The sequence below is a fragment of the Nostoc sp. genome, from assembly GCF_036919615.1.
GTDB lineage: Bacteria > Cyanobacteriota > Cyanobacteriia > Cyanobacteriales > Nostocaceae > Nostoc.
The window spans coordinates 1-19,373 of the sequence record NZ_JBALCN010000008.1 but is presented as its reverse complement, the minus strand read 5'-3'; the positions used below and the strand labels follow the sequence as shown (position 1 = coordinate 19,373).

Below are 19,373 nucleotides of genomic sequence, written 5' to 3'. Positions count from 1 at the left end.
TGATTATTGAGTAGCTAATGACATTACATATCTTACATATTATTAATCGATTATCTGGAGACGGCCCAACGCGATCGCTTTTAGCAATGGTGAAGTATTCTAAGTGCTTAGGTCTTGCTCAAGAACATCGAATTTTAGCCTTGCAAGAAGCAGCCTCTCCACTAGCTCGTTTACTAGCAAAGCAAGTTGGAATTACCTTTTTACTAAATCCTTCTATGGAGCAAGTTCAAGCAGAGTTATCTTGGGCTGATATTGTTCAAGTTTACTTTTGGAATTGCCCAGAAATTTATGAGTTTTTGAGAGGAGATTGGCCACCCATTCGGTTATTAATTTGGTCACAAATTTTAGGCGCTCAAGCACCTCAAATTATTACTCAAGATATTATTGCTGTTTCAGATTTTCTCGTGGCAACAAATTCTTTAACCTTTGATTTAATGGTTTTTGAATTTGATCAGATAAAACTACAATCTCGACCAAAAATAGGATTGGTTCCTGGAGTTGCAGATTTTGATCGATTGAGTAATTTTCAAACTCAACTCCATAGTACTTTTAATGTTGGTTATATTGGCACTGTCAATTTTGCTAAGATGCACCCTGATTATGTGTCCATGAGTGCTGCTATTCAGATTTCTGATATTCGTTTTATTGTTTGTGGCGGTGGAATTGAAGCAGAGTTGAAACAACAAGCTGCAACCTTAGGAGTAACAGAAAAATTTAATTTCCGAGGATATGTCGAAAATATTCGGTCTATCTTATCAATTTTAGATGTTTTTGGGTATCCCCTTTGTCCAGAAACCTATGCAACGAGTGAAATATCTTTGCAAGAAGCGATGTATGCTGGAATTCCTCCCGTTGTTTTTCCTTATGGAGGTGTTAAATCTTTAGTACAACATCAAGAAACTGGGCTAGTGGTTGAAAATGAGCGAGAGTATCAACAAGCCATCGAGTATCTTTATTACAATCCGCAAGAACGACTCAAATTAGGGTATAACGCTCAACAGTATATTCGTCAGCACTTTGATGGAGAAAATTCTACCCGGAAAATGCACCAAATTTATGAACAAATGATGCGATCGCCAAAACGGCTCCATCCTTGGCCAGATCATTTGCCTTCTGAAACTTCTGCTGAAGGATTTGTGAAATCTTTAGGCAATGCAGGCTCTCAATTTGCGAGTAGTTTACAGCCTGAAAGTTTTGAGGAAGCTATACAAGGAGATCAACTAATTGCCGGTTCTTCAATGCTTTTAGCCCAAGGGGAAGGAGGAATTGTTCATTATCGCAACAAAAATCCCCAAGATGGTTTTTTACGCTTTTGGACAGGGTTAGTTTTTTGTCATAAACAACAGTTTTCTAAAGCTTTAACAGAATTTGAAGCAGCGATCACTTTCGGCTGTGATTACAGACAAGTAAATTGGTTCATTGAAAAAGTTTTGCATCAAATAGATCAAAAGGGCAAATCTTAGAAAAATTTATTTATATAAGAATATTACTGTGTGGCACTATTATCTCAATCTATATCAACTCGATCGAATTCGTTTAGGGTTGGTAGTTTTAGCCGTCATTAGTCAATCCTTGCTCCTAATTCCTTTTGCCGCTCTAATTCGTTCAATGTTTGATATTGTCATTCCCAATTTCAATATCTCTCAACTTTTAATTAATACTTGCTTATTGCTAGGCTTATATTTAATTCAACAATTATTAGCATTTTGGTCTGAGTATACGATTACAGAAATTACTTTGACTGTTTCTCAAAAATTGCGAGAAATAATTTTAAAAAAACTATATACATTTTCTTGGCATTATCACAATCAAATTAATCTAGGAACCTTTCATGCCAGCCTTGTTCATGATATAGGTCATGTAGAAACGGTTAGTAAGCTTTTAATTGCCCGTTGGCTCCCTGCCTTCGTTACTATTGCTTGCTTAAGCATCATTTTAATAATTTATAACTGGATTTTATTTTTGGTTATAATTGTTTCAGTTCCATCCTCTATCTTAATTGGCAAGAGACTTAAAAATCGCATCAAAAACAATTTTGCTCTCAAGCGCCAAGCAATTATAGATTTTAGTGATCTTACTCTAACAGCCCTGAAAACTATTGAATTAACTCGGATTCAAACGGCAGAGCTACTTGAGATTGAGAACCAACAAAATCAATTATCAATTCTTAAATCTACCAGCTTAAATTTTACTCGATTGCAAACGCTTTACAATGTACTCCAGCAAATTCTTGTGACTTTGGCTAAGTTATTACTGCTTGTTGTCGGCAGTTTACTGATTTATTTGCATCAATTAACCCTCGGATCATTGATTGCTTTTTTTGTTGCGGCTAGTCAATTTAATTCTGCTTTCAATGAGTTAAACACTGCTTTGCCTAATTTTCTAACAATGTCGCAATCGTTAAAGACTTTGATGCAAATTATTCAAACTCAGAATATAGAGCCTTATTCAGGAAAACTACAGATTGCATTTCAAGGAAGTCTTAGTTTTAATAATGTTAATTTTCAATATGATGATCGCCCTGTTTTACAAAATTTAAACTTAAAAGTTATTCCCCAATCTATCGTCGCTATTGTTGGGGATAATGGTGCCGGGAAAAGTACCCTGATTCGTCTGATCTTAGGATTTTATCTCCCCACACAAGGAGAGATTTTAATTGATCACTATCCTTTAAGCCAACTAGATATTAGTTATTGGCGAAAAAACTTAGGAGTTGTGACTCAAAACTCAGTTTTTATTCCCGGAACAATCTGGGAAAACTTAACCTATGGTTGTCCACATTTATCAATGGCAGAGGTAATTGAAGCGACAAAAATATCTACGGCTCACGATTGGATTTGTCACTTACCTAAAAGCTATCATACTTTGATTGGTGAAGAAGGGAATTGGCTATCGGGCGGGCAACGTCAAAAAATTGCGATCGCTAGAGCTCTGTTGCGTCGTCCCAAATTTCTGATTTTTGATGAACCAACTAATCATCTGGATCAAACTACCATTACTACTATTATGCAAAACTTAACAATACTTCCCGATCGTCCAACCATTTTATTAGTAAGTCATGATCCAACTGTAATTGCTTATGCCCATCAGGTTTACAGAATTTCCTAGAATCTATCCCACTAATATTATTTTATTAATGCCGATCAGCGATCGCAGTTTTTTGGGTTCATCTAACTTTGGAGCATTACTCCCGTTCCTTCTCCTGTCAAAGACCAAGGGAACAAATTGGGCAAGATCGGCTTCAAATTCCCCCTATTAAGCACTTTTGGCAACTCGTGCGCGAAAATATCCCATTACAAATTGATCAGCAGCGATCGGCTTGTTAAGTCAGTAAACTAAAAAGTTTTTAAGAGCGATCGCTATAAAGCCGGCGGGTACGCCATTGCTGCTAATGGTCTGTTTCTTTGAGAGAGTTATTCATTGCCTAAAACAGAAGCTGATGCCCCATCATAGAAACGCTCAAAAGCCTGATGATTGTGAAGAGTAGTTATTGAACATTGCCTAAAATGAGGCAATTTAGGCAATCTCCAATTGCTTTGTAAGGGAAGAAAAAGGTTATGGCTGATCCAGAAAGTACTGCCTAATTTCTCTTTTAGGCAAAGTTTGTCAAACGCGTAACTTTCTGCATCAATGCCACTAAAACCCCGACTACGACTGTGGAACCCACACAGAAACGGAACCAGCATTACAGCGAAAATCAGCCCAGCCCTGATCATTCGTTGTGACGGGTTCACTAATATGTTCAGTGATGTCAATGTAAGTGCTGTTGGGTTGCCCAACTTCCATCCACTTAGTCCCCTCTCCCCCATTACTCAGAACAACTGCCATACCGCCAGGGTGTTCTTCATCTCCTAAGCGTGTCCAGCCGATTGTATTAGGGTGATCAAAATAATCGTATTGGTCACCATAGGCATAGGTTTGACGAGCGTGCAAAAATTTATCAATTATCCATTGATGACTATCGAGCCAAATCTCATACTCGTTGCCATCTGGGCCTTTATCCTTGTAATTAGCACCATAGTAATCCGCATAGAAGATACAAGGATAACCCTGACTTCGCAGTAGGATCAACGCATAAGCCAACGGTTTAAACCAGCTTTCTACTACAGACTCCAACGCCTGCAAGGGTTGAGAATCATGATTGTCAACTAAGGTGACGGCTAAAGTAGGTTGTTGTTGCACCAAAGTGTTATCAAATATCTGCCGCATGTCGTAGTCATTGCCTTGGGTGCTGGCAGCGCTAAAGTTATAGTGCAATGGCGCATCGAACAACATCACATTGCCATCAGTGATGTTAAGGAAATGGTGGAGCGCTTCAACTTCATAAGACCAATATTCACCAACGGCAAAGAGATCGCGACCTGCCTTTTGGCGACAGTGAATCAACCATTCTGGGAAAAAGCCAGCTCTAACGTGTTTAACAGCATCAAAACGAAAGCCATCTATATTAGTGGTTTCTACAAACCACTCACCCCAGCGATTTAACTCCTCGCGAACTTCTGGACTCTCCATATCCAGATCGCATCCCATAAGATAGTCAAAAGCGCCTTTTTCCAGGTCAACGTTATCGTCAAAATGTTTATCTTTGAATAGATAAACTGCGTTCTCACCTTCGTTGTAAACATTGTAATCAACTGCGTCGAAGTGCCACCAGTGCCATTCCATATCGGAGTATTTGCCTTGGCGACCTGGGAAGGTAAAGTGAGTCCAGACTTTAATCTTTTGCATCTCACCGATCGCGTGATTGCGATCGTCTGGACTATAGGGCGTTGCTTCCACCTCTTCTTCTTGGTCTGCACCTAACTTGTGGTTGAGGACAACATCAGCATATACTCGAATGCCAGCAGCTTTTGCCGCCTTGACAGCAGCGATATACTCGTCTTTTGTGCCGTACTTTGTCCGAACCGAGCCTTTCTGGTCAAACTCGCCTAGATCATACATATCGTAGACCCCGTAGCCGACATCGTAGCCACCCCCTGTTCCTTTGTAAGCTGGGGGTAACCAAACAGATGTAACACCTGCATCAGCTAACTCTTTGACTTTCTCTTTAAACTCATTCCAAAGATTACCATCTGGAGGGATATACCAATGGAAGTACTGCATCATTACACCATTCAGTTGAGCCATCTGTATCCCTCTACTCAAATATTACGATGAATTGTTATTGCTGACACAAAAATTATACTTTAAGTTTTGTTTGATGTTTCTAAATAGAAAAAAAGTCCTCTAAAAACTGCGATCAACTCATATTGTTTTCTTCTGTGGATGACAGTTCTTCAGCTAGGTTTTTCTGGAGTGCTTCCAATACTGCGATCGGGTCAGCAGCTTGCTGCATCAATTGAGCTTCCGAATCATGCCGATTTATCACATCAGGCAAATCGGTACGGAGTTCTTCTAATAGAGCAATAATCTTGGCAATTTTTTGCTCGGAGAGCAGGTTAAGCTGTAGCATCAGTTGCGCTCGCTGTTCGGCAAAGTTTTCTTGGCGAGTTTGTCGCACCAGTACTCCGGTTGAAATCACCAATGCAGCTGCATCTAAGCCTTGATCTGACCAGCTAAATGAGGGCAGGTCGAATGGCAAAAAGCGATCAAAAAAACTGCCAAAAATCCAGAGAGCCAGTATGACTAGCAAACTATACAGAAATATTGATCGCCCAAAGAATGTAGCGATCGCTTCTAGTATCCGCTGGTGGGCGGGAATATCTCGAATTTCCTGGGTATGAAGTGAAGTAATCGCTTCAATATTTTTTGCAATCGTGTCTGGTAATGGAGCCGTGATCACTTGATTTCGAGAAGCTTTCTCTTTGAGTTCGTTAGCAACTGTGAAGTGTTTGTTGGCTGTGTCGTTTCTTTTTCGCGTCATACAGCAACTACTGAATCTAGATGTTACTTGATTATTGCTTATCTTCTGATGCTATCGGTAAATGGATCTCAAGAGGCTGAAAATCTGATTAAACCGTAATTAAATCAAGTGTATCATAGGCTACGCACTCCTTTGTTCATTTCATTTTTTGAAACCTTTCAGAGCAGTAAACTAGGTAAACTTGATTAGCGTAGGCATAGCCTGCCGCAGCGAAAAGTGTATCGCGTCGTTTTCCGGCGTTGGCGCATTTGGCGTCAGGCATCTGTTAGCGCAGCCTCTTCGACTGTGCATAGCGTCACTTTTCAAGACAGGCATCGCTCTTTGGGAAAAACTTTTTGGTTTACTTGAAGTGTCATTAGTTATTTTCAGAAAGGAGCTGGGGATGCTCACGTAATTGCTGGGTTTGTTCATCCGCCGACAGAAGGGATGTTTCAGATAGCTCTAGGGCTGCGGGGAGTAATAAAATTTACATTAGTGAAAGGATTGGAAGGTAGTTGCGACTTACCGCGCGATCGGAGTGCGATCATCAGCTTATCTTCATCTGTAGCATCCCAAGAGGTAGAACGATTGCACCTCGTACCGCGTGATTACGGCTTTACTACCAAGAACGTACCCCTTGGAACTACTGAAGAGATGCTACAACTGGTGGCGGATATTCAGGAGGTTTTGGCCGGTAAACCAGGTGAACTAATGCAAACAGCCTTGTGGAATGGTGGATTTTACCTATGGCGGAGTGGTATTTGTCCAGATATGTCAGAGGGTTTAGCGAAAGCAGAAAAATTATTAACCAATGGTGTGGTAGCAGCTAAACTCCAACAACTCAGCCAGTTAGTAAATTCACTGTCAACAGCATTTGTGCCAGTATAAACAGCTCAGTTATAAACATGGATTTTATCACTTCAGAGTGTCAACATAATTCGTAATTAATTACGAATTACGTTAGCGAGTATTTGTACTCCTAGGTCGAAGCAAGCTACGTGCAGCGTCTGTCTGCGACATGCTGTTCGCGTTCGTAGAGAGCGTCATTACGAATTATTTACTCGGCGACTCCTCCAAAATAGATTTTTGTTGCAACCAATCCTGACCCACTTGGATACTGATATCTGAGCCAAGGTTACCAGTACTTTCCACACGCACTTCCCCAAATCCCAAAGTGTTGCGAATTGATTCGGCAGTGTCACCATCTCCTTTTTGGGCGACAATATGAGTCACCTCTAGAGGTTCACCCCATGCCTTGGCTACATAGATGTTGCGATATCCAGATTTTTCCAAGGCTCTAATTAATGGTTGGAGGTTAGAGCGATCGCCACTTGTACTATCTTGAATTGCTACACGCAAAGAGCGTGGGTCAGTTGCAGTTGCCTGCTGTTCCTGTTCTGATTCCAAACCAAAGTGTTGAGCCATCAGTTTAGCAATACCATCTTTGTTGGGTAACCAGTAGCTAGCATCAAACTCGCCTTTCTCGCTAAAGCGACCTGGTAGCATTAACATTTGCATATTGGAGCGATTTGTCCGCACCCCAAAACCCATTAGCGCCACTAACTCCTCAACCGTCAAATTGGTATCGATGTGGTTTTTCACTACATCAAGAACTTTAGGTAATTGAGCAACAGTAGCTGGGTTGAGTGTTTGATCCATCAAAGCACGCATGACCATTTGCTGCCGCTGAATTCGACCAATATCTCCAAGTTCATCATGGCGAAAACGCAGCAATTCCAGTACCTTTTCGCCGTTGAGATGCTGCTTACCCGCCTTCAAATTGATGTACAAATGCTGAGAATCATCTTGGTACTTCATATCTTTAGGGACGTAGACTGTTACGCCTCCTAAAGCATCAATCAGCTTGGCAACTCCCAAAACGTTAATTCGGATATAGCGATCAATTCCCGCCCCACCTAAGAGATTACTGACGGTTCTGGCAGTCAAAGCTGGCCCACCGTCAACATTGGCAGCATTAATTTTTTTCACCCCATACCCCTCTATTTCTGTGCGGGTATCTCTAGGAATGGAGAGCATGATTATTTTTTTGGTCTCTGGATCAAATTTGAGCAAGAGCATGACATCCGAAAGACCATCAAAGGAGTTTACCTGGGGCTGGTATTTGAGATTTTTGGTTTCTGGGGGAGGGTTTTGGATATCCGGGGGAAGTACGCTCATTCCCATAATCAAAAGATTCACCGGGCGAGTTAATTCTGAAAATCGCAGCCCACCTCCAGAAATGCGATCGCCATCAAAGACCGCCTCATCCTTTGGACTTAGCTGGGCTTGTTGCAAAGGTGTACTGGTTAAAGACACCGCCAAAAGTGCCCCTGCTGTTGCTGACACCATCGCAATGCCACTCATCCCTACCCAAAACCACAGCCAACGTCCTGATTTCGAGTTTTGGGAAATTTTGTTACTGGACTTTGAGGCTTTTCCCGACTGGTTTTCTTCCGCCGAACTTCTTTGAATGGTCACAGACTTCCTCACACTTACTCACTAATCAAATTCGGTAAATTTGCAGACTAAAAACATGCAGACAAATCAACCCATAATAGCTAACTCTTAATTATCAGTGCTAACTTTTTTAATGTAGTGTCAACCACAACACTTATAGCAGCATTTATCCTTCTTTTGGGCCAATCTAGAGATGTTTTTCTGAAGTATGGCAATAATAAACTGGATTTGACTAGATATATGGATAAATCAACCGTAATTTTTAGGAAATAAGTAAAAATACTGGCAAAATCTCACTCGAAAAAATTAAGATAAATACTTACCAAGCACTCGTTCTGCTAAAGTACTAAATCCTGGTAAACGTCCAGATTTGCCCTGCATTAGGCGCAAAATCAACCAGACACTTACTAAAAAGTAGCCCGATGTGAGAAAGCTGTTGAGGATAAATAGACGTAGCATCAAAAAATCTGAAGTTGCTGCACCGCTGGCTAATAATAAATATCCTAACAGCCAAGTAAGTGCCAAAGTAATAGATAGACGACTAATAGCAAGTTGTTCCCGACTACCCTGGCCCCGATAGAGAGTCCACAAGGACGGAAAAAAGCCGATAATCGGAACTAAATATAAAACCAACTGTGTTTTGGGCATGGGGTATGGGGCACTTGTAATGAGCTTGTCCTGAGCGTAGCGGAAGGGCGGCGTTGTTGGCGCAGCCTCTCGTAGAGAAGAGTTGTATTGGGCAGAAGAGGCAGAGGGGTAGGGGGCAGGGTGCAAGGGGGAAAATTAAAAATTACTTCTTTCCCCTCTGCTAGAAAGCTCCCTGCTCCCCCACTTTCCCACTTCCCTACTCCCTAGTCTCTTTCAGTTGAAAATTTTCCATTGGGATTAGTCTAACTCCTAAACTAGAAGGATGAATGAGACTCATATAGTTAGAGATAATAAACTGTAAAGAAAAATTTCATTTAGTTGTATCCCGCAATCAGCTCAAAATGCAGACACGCAAGCTACTCGACTGGTGGCAAAGATTCACACCAATAGCGCGAATCGGGGCGATCGCGTTATTCCTGCCGCTGCTAGTTCTCAATGGTTGGGCACTTTCGGTATTCTTTAATTATTTCCATTCTCTCATAGTCATTTTAGTTGCAGCCTCAGTGCTAGCATTTCTGCTCAACTACCCCGTGAGCTGGATGGAGCATCATGGTGCCAAGCGAGAACAAGTCGCTATTTTAGTATTTCTCTTGGCTTTATCGATTTTATTGGCGTTGGGTGTTACACTTTTTCCGCTGGCCCTTACCCAAGCTCAACAATTGGTGGCTCGTTTGCCAGAGTTGATCGACTCTGGACGCTCTCAGTTAATGATATTAAACGAAAAAGCTGAGACTTTTGGCTTACCGATTAATCTCGATGCTCTGGTAGTGCAAATCAACGATCGCGTCAAGGGACAATTACAAGCGATCGCCGGACAAGTTTTAAATCTGGCGGTAGTTACAGTTACTAGTCTGCTAGATATTCTCTTGACGATGGTTTTGACTTTCTACCTTTTACAGCATGGGGGTGAACTCTGGCAAAGTTTAGTGGAATGGCTACCCTCTAAATTTCGCGATCCTTTCTCCAAAACAGTCCGCCTCAGCTTCCAAAATTTCTTCATCACCCAGCTGATTTTATCTACTTGCATGGCATCAGCCCTCATTCCTACCTTTTTGTGGCTGAAAGTGCCATTTGGGCTGCTATTTGGTCTAACTATTGGACTGATGGCTCTCGTCCCCTTTGGCGGTTCTGTAGGCATCGCCCTGACTACACTATTGGTAGCGTTGCAAGATTTCTCAATGGGTGTGAGAGTGTTGATCGCAGCGGTAATTGTACAGCAAATTCTCGAAAACTTAATTGCCCCCCGAATTTTAGGTAGCTTTACTGGTTTAAATCCAGTTTGGATTTTAATTTCAGTCTTAACAGGGGCAAGAATTGGCGGACTGTTGGGTGTAATTGTGGCAGTACCCACAGCTGTTGTGATTAAGACTGCTTTAAGTGCCCTGCGTCCTGGAGGGCTACTAACCAGTGAGACAGAAGACATCGCCACTGGGGAAATAACTGCACCCGTTGCAGCAAACGAGTCCCCGAAAGCTGATGTCAACAACACTCTGAGTATTTCTGAAGCGACATTACCCTAGAATTCAAAATACTCTACGATCAGCCGCCCTTCGTCCGTCTACAAAATTCAAAATGAAGGAATTATAAATTTTTTATTGCGGATCGAGGATTGAACCCATAAACAAAACCCTTCCCGTCTGATTATCTCTAATGGCACAGAAGAATGGACGGTCAACAATCATTCGGAATGGTGGTTGCGGTGTGAATACGGCAGATGTTGTCCTTATACCCACTGAAGTAACCGCAGCCGCTTCGGTGCCTTCTTCGTTCACTTCGACAAAAGTTTTATGCTTAACTTCGCTAATGGCAAAATTTTTACCCATGCCGGAAAAATTGGCTTTATCACTGAAAGCCTCTTCCATGCCTAAAGTTTTCAAGGCATCATTAAGTGTAATGTCGTAATCTGTTTTGAAGCGGGGTAAACGAATAAACCCTTCTTGTTTGCTGAACTGAGTTATCCATTTTTCCCAGTTTTCAACATTCAAGTTTTGATAGAAGGCTTTGAGGTTAGAGTTCTGTTTCGGCAGGAAAATATAAAAGCTGAATTTACCATCTTTGCCGTAAGGTAAACTAACTGCCTGAAATTGTTTGCTTTCATAGTATCTATAGTCACCACTTTGTGACATCATCGGGTGTTGTTTTGGCTTGCCAGGTGTGCTGTAAAAAGGGTATTGAGCAGTTTGATTTTTATCAAATTCTTTGCTCCATTTTCCTTTAAAATATATGGCATTGATCAGAAACAACACCTGACTTGGTTCAATGTTTTCAATTATCTTATCGATTTTGCCATTAGTATTCTCTTTTACCCAGTTATTAATAATACTAAGTGCTGCGGGATCTTGAAAATTTAAATTGCTAACCTTAGCTTGATAGAAATCCTGCGTTCTCTGGAGGAAGTCTGGCCGAAAGCTAACATTTTTATTTGCCCAAAGTGAGTTAGCAATCTTCAGTTGTACTTTTGGATCTGAATTGTCTAAAAGCTGCTTTAATGCCGCCTTGTAAGAAGAGTTGATTTCTTGCAGATTTACTCCCTGTAATTCCAGGGTTTTTGCGATCGCTAGTTGAGTCGTGCCGCTCGCGCCATTGTAGGTCATAGCTAAAGCGATCGCGACACTCGAAGGTGAGATAAAAACGTTCTTCTTACCATTATCACTTTTCAGAAGTTCTGAAAATAGTTTGAAGCCAAACTTATTGCTAGACTCAATGATTTTTGTATCAGTCTTGAGTGTTTTTTTTTGCGATGGAGTTTCTGCCTGAGGTAAATTAGATTGGGCAAGGGCACTTTTATTATTATCGACTTGAGAATACCCTAATACACTAAATAGAACAACACTTGCAGCTGCCAGAGCATAACGTCTGCCCAGACTGACACCATAGCGTCTTTGCATGAAATTTTCTCTCACACTACTATATTTCTGCCGAATCATTATACCACCTCACTTGCGAAAGATTCCCGATCTGTGCTCAGAGTTAATGCAGACACTGTGTCAATGATTAACTATTGCATTAGCTCCAATAGAAAAATGGGACTGTTACAGAAACTGTAACAGCAAGTTAGTAGCTCAGAGTAATTAAACACAACTTGTGAGAATTGCTAATTGAGGCGGTTATACAGACGAGTTATGAAAAATTTTGATTTTTAGGAGTTTTCCTATTTGATTCTAAAAGTATTGTAAGCTACGTAATCACAACATAACCACTTGTGTTGAGTTTTTATAGATAAAATAACGTTTCTCAGATGCACGAAATAAAGAGCTTTCATCAAGACGCATAGCCGTGCGTCCCAAGAGGGGACTGTGGTTAAAACAGATGAAAAACGCAGTAATTTTATACAGATGACTGAGACTGCGTCGCGAAGTCAGAAGTCACTCATTCAAAAGTCTTGCATCAGAAAATCGAGATGGTTACTGAGCGTAGCCGAAGTACGCAATTAGTTACAAGTCCACTTCGGCTCCCTTACTTCGACTGCGCCCAACTCTTAGAGAGGCTGCGCCTTAAGCGTTGGCGCAGCCTAAGAAGAGAAGCTATACCGCAGGCTTTACGACGCCGTTCAGGCTAAACTCAGTACAAGTCGGCTACGCTCAGGACAAGCTAAGGGCAAGCCGCTCAGTGCATCGCCTAAATTTATTTATGGGGTTTTAATTTTTGACTTTTGACTTTTGACTTTTGGCAACAGTTGTGCGCCCCTATTTCAATTGATAGGGACACTCCACCAAGCTAAACTATAGAGTTGAGTCGCTTCATTGAGCTTTTGTCGAAACTGGACACGGATTTTGTAATTGCCAGTAGCAGCAACCGGGCAGAAAATATGTTCTACACTATCGATTTGACTAATTGAGGAGCAAACAGCACCAGCATCTGAATTTTGAGCATCAGCTTTTACTAAGTAGAGGTCGAGATTATTCAAACCGCGATCGCGAAAATTTTCGCCCACGTCATATTGCTGGTTTTTATTTTTATCGTTGAGTTCCACCAATCGATCCCAACTCAGGGTAACAGCAATAAAACTTCCCTGCTTTAACGGTTTTGCTAAGATATAGTCAACAGATGCTCCAACATCGATTGTGCGATAATCCCAACCAATAGCTGGCACCGTAGCTGATGGCTGCCATTGACCAGCACTAAATTGCTGATAAGCGCGAAACGCGTTTAAATGACCCGCTCCCATTTGGGCATCCAAAGGAATCTTAGGATCTTTATAAGCATCTGAATCTAGCCAGTTTTGATTTTGTTTATCAATCAGCGTCCGGCTCATTCCCAACCGCAAGCCATCACCGCTATCTTGGATTTTGTCTGCTGAATTCAGCAATACAGCTTTCATCACTTGATGATGCCGAGAATCGATGCTCCAGTGGGGTTGTTTTGCCCGGAGCTGTCGGTCAGCAAATTCCTGCAACAGAGCAATAGTAGCCGTAACTTGAGGTGCTGCAAAACTTGTCCCTGTGACCTTATTCAATTTGCCATCTGGATTGAGCAAAGGAATATTATTCCCAGGAGCAACTAAACTGATAGCGCGACGCCCACCAAGATCAAATTCCCTTCCAACAAGCCTTCCACTCACTCCTTGGTTAGCACCCGCGAGATTAGCCACGTCTACTTTGTTAAAAACTCCCCCTCTGCGGGATGAAAAAGCCACGTTCACTCCGTTAAAATTGTCTGTAGGAATCGGAATACCCCCCTTACCCTGGTTGCCAGCGATCGCATACAAAACATCATGAACGCGACTAGACCAGTCAACACATAAAGTTAGTAAAGCATTGCCGTCTAAAGTAGCCTCTGGTCTAGGATCGCGGCTTAGAGGTTCACCAAAGCTAAAGTTAATGGCCCGGACATCTCCACTATTTTGTAGCGCTATGTGCTGGGCCGATAAGCACTCTTCTGGCTGACCCATGTTTTTAGTAGAACCCACTGCAGATGAATACAGTCGCGCTCCCGGAGCAACTCCTGGCAAAGCTTTGTCTTGACTCACCATCACACCAGCGACATTGTAAGCGTGGGCATCAACACCGCTATTTGATTTAGCTGGTCCATCACGTAAAAATACTGCCGCTAAGGATATGGCGCGATTTTTAGACACCGCCTTATCCCAACCAAACATTCCCGGTCGGCCAATTTCCACTTGACCAATAGCAATCTTACGACCGATTAAATTATAAGGAGATTGGTGTAGCTTTAGAGCATTAATGCCATTAGTTCCTAGAGCAGATTCTAAAGCTGAAGCAATTACCGGCGCACTCAGACAAGAAGCACTTAATCCCCAAATTATCCAGGTTAGTTTTTTAGTCATTTGTCAGTTGTTAAAAGTTGGAAGTTAGAAGTTAAGAGCGCAGCCGGAGGCTTCCGAAGTTCCGGTTAGGAGATAGGAGTAGAGACGCGATTAATCGCGTCTGTACAGGAGTTAAAAATTATTATTCTCCCCCACTCCCCATCTCCCCAAAAAAGCCGGGATCAAAGTTATGAGTCTTGCTCAATGTTTTGTTACAATGAGTACAGACGAGGACGCTTAAAACCCACTAGCCATGACCCAAAACCGATCTCAAAAGCCCATTGTAATTGCTCCATCTATCCTATCAGCCGATTTTAGTCGTCTGGGTGACGAAATCCGCGCCATAGACGCGGCTGGAGCAGATTGGATTCATGTTGATGTAATGGACGGTCGTTTTGTACCCAATATTACAATAGGTCCTCTGATTGTGGAGGCGATTCGTCCAATTACGACCAAGCCACTAGATGTCCACTTGATGATTGTGGAGCCAGAAAAGTATGTAGAGGGATTTGCTAAAGCGGGTGCTGATCATATCACCGTACACTGCGAGCATAATGCTTCCCCACACCTGCACCGCACCTTGGGGCAAATTAAAGAACTTGGTAAGAAAGCTGGAGTTGTACTTAATCCTGGTAGCCCTCTAGAGCTAATTGAATACGTTCTAGATTTGTGCGATTTAGTACTGATTATGAGCGTCAACCCTGGTTTTGGTGGTCAAAGCTTTATCCCTGGCGTATTACCCAAAATCCGCAAGCTGCGTCAAATGTGTGATGAACGCGGTCTTGATCCCTGGATTGAAGTGGATGGAGGACTTAAGGCAAATAATACCTGGCAAGTTTTGGAAGCGGGAGCTAATGCAGTTGTCGCCGGTTCAGCTGTATTTAATGCTAAGGATTATGCTGAGGCGATTACAGCAATTCGCAATAGCAAGCGTTCTACCCCAGAATTAGCTAAGGTTTAATTCATTTTTAGATTAACTATACTTCACAAAAAAAAGGTGGGCAAATTGCCCACCTTCTTTTTATTTACACATAAAAAAACTGGAAGTTATTCAAGTTTTGAACTTCCAGTAGTTGCTAAATAAATTGAAAGTTTAGAAAGCAGAGATAATCCAGGTTGGGAGGACTAGGATTACAATAGTCGAAAGAGAAGCGCATCAGCTACTAGTTCTACCAGCCATGACAACGATTTCACCGTAACTTTTCTATTTCTGTTCCTGGTATTGGTGTTAAGCGTTTGCTTTATTAACTAAAGCAACACCAATCACAGTATAGAAAGTTTTATAAGCATTACTCGCACCGTCTGCAGTCGGTGAAAGCTGTGTAAAGTTTGGATTGGGGGAATCCACCTCCCCAAATTCTCTTTGCTCAGACTTCCTTAGAAATAGAACCACCAGTAGCAACAGTTGGATCATCGGTCTTGGTGTAGGAGTTATTTACTCCATGAAATGCTGACTACTTTTGTAATCAGTTTGATTTATTTCATAATCAGAACTAATCATTGATTTTATTTTTTAAAATTAATTTGCTTGCCAATCACCTCTATTTTGGTTGAAGTTGTAGTTTTTATTAGTTTACCAATATCATCAGTATATATTTGCCATTTTGGCAGATTTTTGAAAAAAATATCAAATTAATCATTGCTATAGAAAACCTGCCATGCTAGAAATTTTAAATTAGCACAGCAGGCTCTCAAACACCCAATCAATTCTAGGGCAGAATCTATTGATTCCAAATACTTTTTAATTGAATCCACAACGTTTCAAGGAAATATCTTGAGTGCTTTCTGGTTTTAATTGTGATTTCCTTGATTGATGATCGTTAATTTGCTTTACTCTACTCTGATCTAAACTACCACCACGAATTTCTGTTTTTTGCTTTCCAACCACTTCCAGATAAGCTAAGTCTTTAATTTTGCTTAAGCAGTTTGATGATTCATTACTATCAGATATCGAATCATTAGCATGTTTCAACATTTTTAGGTTTTCACTTTGCTGTTGATTTGTCCTACTAGCTTTAGAGTTTTCTTTTAGCAATCGATTGTAGGTGCGATATGGAATATAATGGAGAGGATTATAGCCAGCGAATCGCAGCATTAAAACACATGCCCACGAATATTTTCCAGCAAGAATTGCTTCAACTACTTTGTCAAATTGTTGAGCCTTAACTGTCTTATCTAAATTACTACTAATGCCAGCAATGTCTTGATTCATCATAGTTTTTGGTTATCTGGGACGAAGTAAACTAGTTCAGTTTCTACGATTGTTGATGTTTCAATTGAGATTTACAAACTGCACTAGTCTTTTTGCAGCTGTTTAATCGCTGATGGGAAAATATCATCAATGGGAGTTAAAGGTAAAAATTTACCTTCTGTCTTGTATATGACTGGTAGGACAAAAGTCTCGCGTGGCTCTAGATAGATACAATTTTTTTGTCCTCTTAAACTTTTTAACTCCTAATTCAATAAGTTTTACCAGTTCAACTGCTGTATTTCTTACTACTGCTGAATTAAGCATTTTCCGGGAATTTTGCATATTCTTTCAGCTAGGAGAGAAAAATTATTTGTCTTTAAGCGTTAACAACACTATTACTGTTTATACTATTTTTTGTTGTTAATGTCATCTTCTAAAATAGCAGATTAATAAGTTAAACTTACTGAATATATTTCTATACTTAGTTGCGTATTGTGCAACTTTTAATTTTGTCCCTCTTTACTAATTTATGAGGGGTCTTACCCCTCATACAATATCAATTTAAACCCATTATTATTGTCGAGTCACCAGAAAAGATTACCATGAACGATGAGGAAAAACAACTTATAAAAATAGGAATACATAAAGACTTGAGAAACATCAGCAGCTATAGTAATTGAAAATGCTTTTTGAATATTTTCATTTAAATAATATTATTTATTAACCTTGTATGTCTTGATATATAAAGACTACAGCTTTAGATTTTCTAAATAAAATTGCTGTAAACTGCTTATGAATATTTCATGAGCATTAGCCAGGAATTATAAATAGCCTAGTTTTGAAATAGAATTAGTAGCTAGTAATAATATATAATTTTAATTATCATCAACTTAGTTAAGCTAAATACCTGTGATGGGATGCTTTCAGCAAAAAAGATGTAGCAGGCTAAAGCTGTATAATTTTAGATACTTCATTAATATACAGAAAACTAATTAAGAGAGAAGATTGCTAAGTTGATTCAGCAATAATTTGTCTGTATGTTAATATATTACAGATTGATACAGGTGAGATTACAGATGCAGTTTCAGTTGGGCTAAGTGGTAATAAAAACCACCAATTACCAGAAGTTATTAATGAATGCTTTGCTCAACAAGGATACCTCGTTTTAAAACAAGGATATAGTCGCATGATTAAGGTGGTACAAGCTTGATTAATCTGAGTTACATTCTGTTGAAATTGGTGTTCAAACTTGATATCTAGGGCACTAGTCGCTTCATCCAAAATCAGAATTGCTAGGTTCTTAATCAGCGCCCAATCACTCACAATTTTTTGTCGTTATCCACCAGAAACCATTGCACTGTGTTCTCACATGAGGGCGTTATACCCCAAATGCAGTTTTTCGATAAAGTCGTATGCCTGTACTAATTTGGCAGATGCGATCGCTTGTTCTAAAGTAAATTCCGAGCGACATCTGCCCACACATCACCAATAATTTTCCAGATTAGGTATACGCTGTAACAACTGTCTGAGGTCAGAAATGTTAATCTCAGCTAGAAAACACGCACTTGTTGCGATCGCCCGATATGCTAAAGGTTGTTTGCAAAATAAATGGTCTACCCTAAAAGTTTGCTTAGTTAACAGCAACTGAGTTAAAACTGCTTGTCCAATAGTTGCGTTAAACGCAAGTAATCGCACTTGACCTTGGCAAACTAAGTATACAAGATTGTTATTGTCTTCAGTTTCCCCATCTATACCGTAGATAGTTACCTCGTAGCTTAGTTGATACTTATGGAGAACCCAAACCTGGCTAAATTCCAATTCTAGGTTTGTATCCCCTGCAACTATCCTCAAATTTTTAAGGATAGCCATTTTTGGAGTGGGAGACTGCTGGTTACTTATATATTTCACATCTCCCTGAACTCTTAATGACTAAGAGGAGTTCATGGTTTCATTTCGTTTTTTGGGAAATATTAGCAAGATTTATGGCTAAAGCAAGTAATATTTGCATTTTTTGAAACAATAGTCTTGAATTCTCAATCCTTCAACTCTTACCATTACTGAAATTTTCCTTCGCTTCCGGAAACACTCGGAAAATAAAATCATAAATCTAGACTCTGCTTTTTCAGATCAAGACAGGCTAAATTACGTGGAATACGACTGAACATTATCTTCAGCTAAAACTCTATAATCTTCTTTTGATAAGCACTTTACTTTATAGACATATCTAGAAGGATTGCTGGAAGTGACCTAATCATCTAAGTGATCATCTCATCTGATGTCACTAAAAAAGCCAGCAAATCGCTGGCTCATACTTCAAGAAGTTACTAAGGATCTAGCGGGTCTGCTTCAAAACTTCTTTGATCAGTTCTATAGCCTTTCTTGTATGCTCAAGAGGGTTTTCGTCTTCAGAGGTAAAACTTCCTTCATATAACACGAGAATTTGATGTGCTTCGGAAAGACGAGACAGCGCTTCAGACAATTTAGAGATTGAGCTTCCGTTTAAAATAGTTTCGCAGTTAAAATAAGCCATAATTATTGGTGATAATATTTACAAGCAAAGCAACCGCATAAATCTAATCTCCCCAGAAATCTGGGTGCAACCGAGCTACAGCGTCGTAAGTCGCACTTCTGAAGTCGTACAAATCCAATTTCTCCAGAAGGCTAGGCGACTGAATCCGTATGCTTGCTTTGCTTGTATCTAACATAACCTGAAATAATGGCTCCTAACTAAAAGGTGAAAAATTTTCACTTTGTGGCAGATATGAAGCGCGATCGCCTACCAAGGCAGCCTCTGTGAAACATTTTCCACAGCCCAAGCAGATGCAGGAGGGTAAGAGCGATAGCTTGCGTTAAGTTTGCTTTCACAAGGATGAAAATTATCCCTCTTCTGTCACTTTCCGGGTATTCTGAATAAAAGAATGAACAGAAAAAACCCTGAAAGGTAAGTAGGGCAATGGATGTAGAGTTAC

General features: G+C 40.5%; 15 protein-coding genes and 1 pseudogene. 5 read left to right on the top strand and 11 right to left on the bottom strand.

Features of this window, described 5'->3' with window-relative positions; translation table 11 throughout:
- Positions 1-17 precede the first annotated feature (17 nt).
- Positions 18-1,463 (top strand): glycosyltransferase family 4 protein, encoded by a 1,446-nt coding sequence (locus tag V7K48_RS03175; RefSeq protein WP_335069541.1) that lies wholly within the window; start codon positions 18-20, stop codon positions 1,461-1,463.
- 28 nt (positions 1,464-1,491) lie between these two features.
- Positions 1,492-3,108 (top strand): ABC transporter ATP-binding protein, encoded by a 1,617-nt coding sequence (locus V7K48_RS03170; RefSeq protein ID WP_335069539.1) that lies wholly within the window; start codon positions 1,492-1,494, stop codon positions 3,106-3,108.
- A 540-nt stretch (positions 3,109-3,648) separates the two neighbouring features.
- Here the strand turns inward: V7K48_RS03170 and V7K48_RS03165 are convergent.
- Positions 3,649-5,127: an alpha-amylase gene (locus V7K48_RS03165; protein ID WP_335069537.1), complete on the bottom strand. Its 1,479-nt coding sequence runs from the start codon at positions 5,125-5,127 to the stop codon at positions 3,649-3,651.
- A 112-nt stretch (positions 5,128-5,239) separates the two neighbouring features.
- A complete protein-coding gene (locus tag V7K48_RS03160; protein ID WP_335069536.1) occupies positions 5,240-5,863 on the bottom strand; it encodes a DUF1003 domain-containing protein in 624 nt (207 codons plus the stop codon).
- Between the two features lie 375 nt (positions 5,864-6,238).
- On the opposite strand from V7K48_RS03160, the pseudogene V7K48_RS03155 reads away from it, so the two are divergent.
- Positions 6,239-6,730: pseudogene (locus V7K48_RS03155) on the top strand (hypothetical protein); the annotation flags it as partial.
- A 165-nt stretch (positions 6,731-6,895) separates the two neighbouring features.
- Here the strand turns inward: V7K48_RS03155 and V7K48_RS03150 are convergent.
- Positions 6,896-8,320, bottom strand: coding sequence for an LCP family protein (locus tag V7K48_RS03150; RefSeq protein ID WP_335069534.1), 1,425 nt, complete (start codon positions 8,318-8,320; stop codon positions 6,896-6,898).
- A 285-nt stretch (positions 8,321-8,605) separates the two neighbouring features.
- On the bottom strand, positions 8,606-8,947 hold the full coding sequence (locus V7K48_RS03145) for a hypothetical protein (RefSeq protein WP_335069532.1): 342 nt from the start codon (positions 8,945-8,947) through the stop codon (positions 8,606-8,608).
- A 341-nt stretch (positions 8,948-9,288) separates the two neighbouring features.
- On the opposite strand from V7K48_RS03145, the gene V7K48_RS03140 reads away from it, so the two are divergent.
- A complete protein-coding gene (locus V7K48_RS03140; protein ID WP_335069530.1) occupies positions 9,289-10,467 on the top strand; it encodes an AI-2E family transporter in 1,179 nt (392 codons plus the stop codon).
- A 72-nt stretch (positions 10,468-10,539) separates the two neighbouring features.
- Here the strand turns inward: V7K48_RS03140 and V7K48_RS03135 are convergent, their stop codons facing one another.
- Both V7K48_RS03135 and V7K48_RS03130 read right to left on the bottom strand, forming a co-directional pair.
- Positions 10,540-11,874: a serpin family protein gene (locus V7K48_RS03135; RefSeq protein ID WP_335069528.1), complete on the bottom strand. Its 1,335-nt coding sequence runs from the start codon at positions 11,872-11,874 to the stop codon at positions 10,540-10,542.
- A 764-nt stretch (positions 11,875-12,638) separates the two neighbouring features.
- Complete coding sequence (locus V7K48_RS03130) at positions 12,639-14,234, bottom strand: S8 family serine peptidase (protein WP_335069526.1); 1,596 nt, start codon at positions 14,232-14,234, stop codon at positions 12,639-12,641.
- Between the two features lie 232 nt (positions 14,235-14,466).
- Here V7K48_RS03130 and rpe point away from each other — a divergent pair, with 232 nt between their 5' ends.
- On the top strand, positions 14,467-15,174 hold the full coding sequence (gene rpe / locus V7K48_RS03125; protein ID WP_335069525.1) for a ribulose-phosphate 3-epimerase: 708 nt from the start codon (positions 14,467-14,469) through the stop codon (positions 15,172-15,174).
- A 267-nt stretch (positions 15,175-15,441) separates the two neighbouring features.
- Here the strand turns inward: rpe and V7K48_RS03120 are convergent, their stop codons facing one another.
- The 5 genes from V7K48_RS03120 to V7K48_RS03100 all read right to left on the bottom strand — a co-directional run.
- Positions 15,442-15,627, bottom strand: coding sequence for a hypothetical protein (locus V7K48_RS03120; RefSeq protein WP_335069522.1), 186 nt, complete (start codon positions 15,625-15,627; stop codon positions 15,442-15,444).
- A gap of 327 nt (positions 15,628-15,954) precedes the next feature.
- Positions 15,955-16,425, bottom strand: coding sequence for a HetP family heterocyst commitment protein (locus V7K48_RS03115; protein ID WP_335069562.1), 471 nt, complete (start codon positions 16,423-16,425; stop codon positions 15,955-15,957).
- 1,461 nt (positions 16,426-17,886) lie between these two features.
- Positions 17,887-18,273, bottom strand: a complete 387-nt coding sequence (locus V7K48_RS03110; RefSeq protein WP_335069520.1) for a hypothetical protein — start codon at positions 18,271-18,273, stop codon at positions 17,887-17,889.
- Between the two features lie 463 nt (positions 18,274-18,736).
- Positions 18,737-18,934 carry a hypothetical protein gene (locus tag V7K48_RS03105; RefSeq protein ID WP_335069518.1) on the bottom strand — a complete coding sequence of 66 codons (198 nt, stop codon included), beginning with the start codon at positions 18,932-18,934 and terminating at the stop codon, positions 18,737-18,739.
- 215 nt (positions 18,935-19,149) lie between these two features.
- The coding region (locus V7K48_RS03100) for a hypothetical protein (RefSeq protein WP_335069516.1) at positions 19,150-19,373 on the bottom strand (224 nt) is incomplete at its 5' end.